Origin of the sequence: Kineococcus vitellinus, from assembly GCF_009906315.1 — a bacterium.
GTDB lineage: Bacteria > Actinomycetota > Actinomycetes > Actinomycetales > Kineococcaceae > Kineococcus > Kineococcus vitellinus.
Window position 1 is genome coordinate 1 of the sequence record NZ_JAAALL010000367.1, and the last position, 3789, is coordinate 3789.

At 76.5% G+C, this 3789-nt stretch carries 4 protein-coding genes; 3 read left to right on the forward strand and 1 reads right to left on the reverse strand.

Annotated elements, in window-relative coordinates; translation table 11 throughout:
- Positions 1 to 64 precede the first annotated feature (64 nt).
- From GTQ99_RS20895 to GTQ99_RS20905, 3 genes are read left to right on the forward strand one after another with little or no spacing between them, the layout of a single operon-like run.
- A complete protein-coding gene (locus GTQ99_RS20895) occupies positions 65 to 790 on the forward strand; it encodes a demethylmenaquinone methyltransferase (RefSeq protein ID WP_338075168.1) in 726 nt (241 codons plus the stop codon).
- Positions 791 to 847: 57 nt separating this feature from the next.
- On the forward strand, positions 848 to 2140 hold the full coding sequence (locus tag GTQ99_RS20900; protein ID WP_166617623.1) for a geranylgeranyl reductase family protein: 1293 nt from the start codon (positions 848 to 850) through the stop codon (positions 2138 to 2140).
- A complete protein-coding gene (locus tag GTQ99_RS20905) occupies positions 2137 to 3168 on the forward strand; it encodes a polyprenyl synthetase family protein (protein WP_338075170.1) in 1032 nt (343 codons plus the stop codon). Before GTQ99_RS20900 ends, GTQ99_RS20905 begins: the two co-directional genes overlap by 4 nt.
- A gap of 97 nt (positions 3169 to 3265) precedes the next feature.
- On the opposite strand, the gene GTQ99_RS20910 is transcribed toward GTQ99_RS20905, so the two are convergent.
- A complete protein-coding gene (locus tag GTQ99_RS20910; protein WP_166617624.1) occupies positions 3266 to 3478 on the reverse strand; it encodes a hypothetical protein in 213 nt (70 codons plus the stop codon).
- Between the last annotated feature and the right edge of the window lie 311 nt (positions 3479 to 3789).

Below are 3789 nucleotides of genomic sequence, written 5' to 3' on the forward strand. Positions count from 1 at the left end.
GATCACGGCCCCGGGCGGCCCCCACGGGTGGGGGCGGGTGCCCCTCGGCTGCGAGACTGGAGCCGTGGGAACCGGCGACGTCACGGCCCAGCGCGAGCTGGCCGACCTCAGCAAGCGTCCGCAGCAGGTCGCGGCGATGTTCGACGACGTGGCCGAGCGCTACGACCGCACCAACGACGTCCTGTCCGCCGGTCAGGACCGGCTGTGGCGCCGGGCCGTGCTGCGCGCCGTCGACGCCCGGCCGGGCGAGCGGGTCCTCGACCTGGCCGCCGGCACCGGCCGCTCCAGCGAGCCGTTCGCCGACCGCGGCGTGCTGACCGTCCCGTGCGACTTCTCCGCCGGGATGGTGCGCGCGGGCAAGCGCCGCCGCCCCGACCTCGGCTTCGTCGTGGGCGACGCGACGCGGCTGCCCTTCGCCGACGGCGCCTTCGACGCGGCGACGATCTCCTTCGGCCTGCGCAACGTCGTCGACGCCGACGCGGCGCTGCGGGAGATGGCGCGCGTGGTGCGCCCGGGCGGGCGGCTGGTGGTCTGCGAGTTCTCCACCCTGCCCAACCCGCTGCTGCGCCGGGCCTACGAGCTGTACCTGCACCACGGCCTGCCGCGGGTGGCCCGGCTGGTCAGCTCGCACGCCGGCGCCTACGGCTACCTGGTGGACTCCATCGACGCCTGGCCGGACCAGCCGGCGCTGGCCCGGCGCATCGCGGCGGCGGGCTGGGAGCAGGTGTCCTGGAAGAACCTGTCCCTGGGCGTCGTGGCGATGCACCGCGCTGTGCGCGGCGCGTCCTGAGCGGGCGAACTACACTCGTGGTGACTTCGTGAAAACCTTCACAAGCAGCGGGGGGGAGTGACGGTGCACCAGCAGGACGCCGACGTGCTCGTCGTCGGGGCCGGGCCCTCGGGCTCCACGCTCGCGCGGCACCTGGCGAGCGCGGGCCGCCGCGTGCTGGTGCTGGAGAAGGCCGCCTTCCCTCGCGAGAAGGTCTGCGGCGACGGCCTCACCCCCCGCGCGGTGCACGAGCTGGACCTGCTCGGGCTGCCCACGCCCGCCGCCGACGGCTGGGTGCGCAACCGCGGCCTGCGGCTGCTGGGCGGCGGGGTCCGGCTGCAGGTGCCCTGGCCGGAGATCAGCGACTACCCCGCCCACGGGCTCGTGCACACCCGCTCGCGCTTCGACCACGCCCTGGTCGAGCACGCGCGCGCGGGCGGCGCGACCGTGCTGGAGCGCACCTCGGTGACCGGCCCGGTGCTCGATCCGCGCACCGGCCACGTCGTCGGCGTCACGGCCCGCCCGGTCGACGACGCGGGCCGCCGGGCGGGGGAGGTGCGCACCTACCGGGCGCCGGTGGTCGTCGCCGCCGACGGCGTCGGCAGCCGGCTGGCGCTCGCCCTGGGCCTGGCCCGGCGCGAGGACCGCCCGCTGGGCATCGCGGTCCGCACGTACTTCACCAGCCCCCGCTCCGACGACGACTGGCTGGAGAGCTGGCTGGAGCTGCGCGAGGGGGACTCCTCCACCGGCCCGCTGCTGCCCGGCTACGGCTGGGTCTTCGGCGTCGGCGACGGCACCTCCAACGTCGGGCTCGGCGTCCTGGACGCCGACGCGGGCTCGGGCGACATCGACTACCGCGACCTGCTGCGGCGCTGGACGGCGGCGATGCCCGCCGAGTGGCGCTTCCGCGAGGAGGACCAGGTCGGCCCGATCCGCGGCGCCGCCCTGCCGATGGCCTTCAACCGCACCCCGCACTACACCCGCGGCCTCGTCCTCGTCGGGGACTCCGGCGGGATGGTCAACCCGTTCAACGGCGAGGGCATCGCCTACGCCATGCAGTCGGCGCGGCTGGCCGCCCGCGCCGTCGACGACGCCCTGGCCGCCGCGGACGCGCGCGGGCGCGAGCGGGCCCTGCAGTCCTACCCCGCCGCGGTGCGCGCCGACCTCGGCGGGTACTACACGCTCGGCCGCGTCTTCGTCTCCCTCATCGGCCACCCGGAGGTCATGCGGATCGCGACGCGCTTCGGCCTGCCCCGGCCGGGTGTGATGAAGCTCGTCGTCAAGCTCCTGGCCAACCTGGCCGACCCGACGTCGAAGGACGCCACCGACCGCGTGGTCGTGGCGCTGAAGCGATTGGCCCCTGCCGCGTGAACACTTCCCTGAGCGTGACGACCGGTGCGCTGCCGACGACCGACCCGGCGCTGGAGCACGCCCTGCGCGAGGGCCTCGACGTGGTCGAGGCCCGGCTGCGCGCGGCCGTCGGCAACACCGACCCCCTCGCCGACGCCGCCTCCCGCCACCTGGTGGAGGCCGGCGGCAAGCGGGTGCGCCCGATGCTGACGCTGCTCGGCGCGCACCTGGCCGACCCGGTGCGCGCCGCCGTGGCCCCCGAGGTCCTCGACGCCGCCGTCGTCTGCGAGCTGACCCACCTGGCCTCGCTCTACCACGACGACGTCATGGACTCCGCCCCCACCCGCCGCGGAGCGCCTGCGGCGCAGCACGTCTGGGGCAACAACGTCGCGATCCTCACGGGCGACCTGCTCTTCGCGCGCGCCTCCAACGTCGTCGCGGGCCTGGGCCCGGAGGCCGTGCGGGTGCAGGCGGAGACCTTCGAGCGGCTGTGCCTGGGCCAGCTGCACGAGACCGTCGGCCCGCGCCCGGACGAGGACGCCGTCGCGCACTACCTCGACGTCCTCAGCGACAAGACGGCCTCGCTCATCGCCACCGCCGGCCGCTTCGGCGCGATGTTCGCCGGCGGCTCGGCGCAGGTCGTGGAGGCGGTCGTGCGCTACGGCGAGGACGTCGGCGTCGCCTTCCAGCTGGCCGACGACGTGCTCGACCTCACCAGCGAGACCGGCGACTCCGGCAAGCGCCCGGGCACCGACCTGCGCGAGGGCGTGCCGACGCTGCCGGTCCTGCTGGTGCGCCGCGCGGCCGCCGAGGGGGACGCGGCGGCCGCCGAGGTCGTCGCGCTGCTGGACTCCGGCCGGCTCGGCGACGACGCCGTCCTGGCCCGCGCCGTGGAGGCGCTGCGGGCGCACCCGGTCACGGCGCAGGCCCGCGCCACCGCCCGGCAGTGGGCCGAGCGCGCCACCACCCACCTGGCCGCCCTGCCGCCCTCCGCGGCGCGGCAGGCGCTGGAGGCGTACGCGGGCACGGTCGCCGACCGCGTCAGCTGAGGATCGGCCGAGGGTCGCCCGGAGCCGCCAGAGCCGCCCAGAGCCGCCCGGGTGCCGCCCCCGCGCCGGCGTCAGCGCCGGCCGGGGCGGCGGTGGATCACTTCTCGTAGCTGCGCAGGGCGTTGCCGACGCCGAAGAAGGTCGGCGCCCAGTGGCCGACGAAGATGCCCCAGCGGTCGGCCCGGTCGATGCCGGCGTCCTCGGTCTGCCGGGAGATCGTCCACGCCAGGAACGACAGGCCGATGCTGGCGAACCCGGCCGTGTAGGCCCACTCGGACTTGACGCCGAGGTCGTGCAGCTTCTCGATCATGGTGGCTCCTCCGCTCGCGCCGGGCCGCCCCGACGCGGGCGGTTCCCTCGGCGACCCCATCCGACCCCCCGGCGGCGGTCACCGCCACTCGGGACGATCACCGCCCCCTCCTCCGTTCGTGATCTTCCGCGGTGCACCGCGGAAGATCACGAACGGAGGAGGGGGCGGAGGGGCGACGCTGCGCAGCGGGCGGGGAACCCGCCGTGGCGCCGACGGCGCCGTCCCGGTGGTCCGGGCCGCGATCGGCCCGGCGCCCGGGGAGCCCGGGCCAGCATGGCGCGGTGAGCGCGCGCCCGACCCCGTCCCCCGAC

Coding starts and splice junctions, on each gene's coding strand:
- GTQ99_RS20910 (WP_166617624.1), bottom strand. CDS start 3,478: ATGATCGAGAAGCTGCACGACCTCGGCGTCAAGTCCGAGTGGGCCTAC.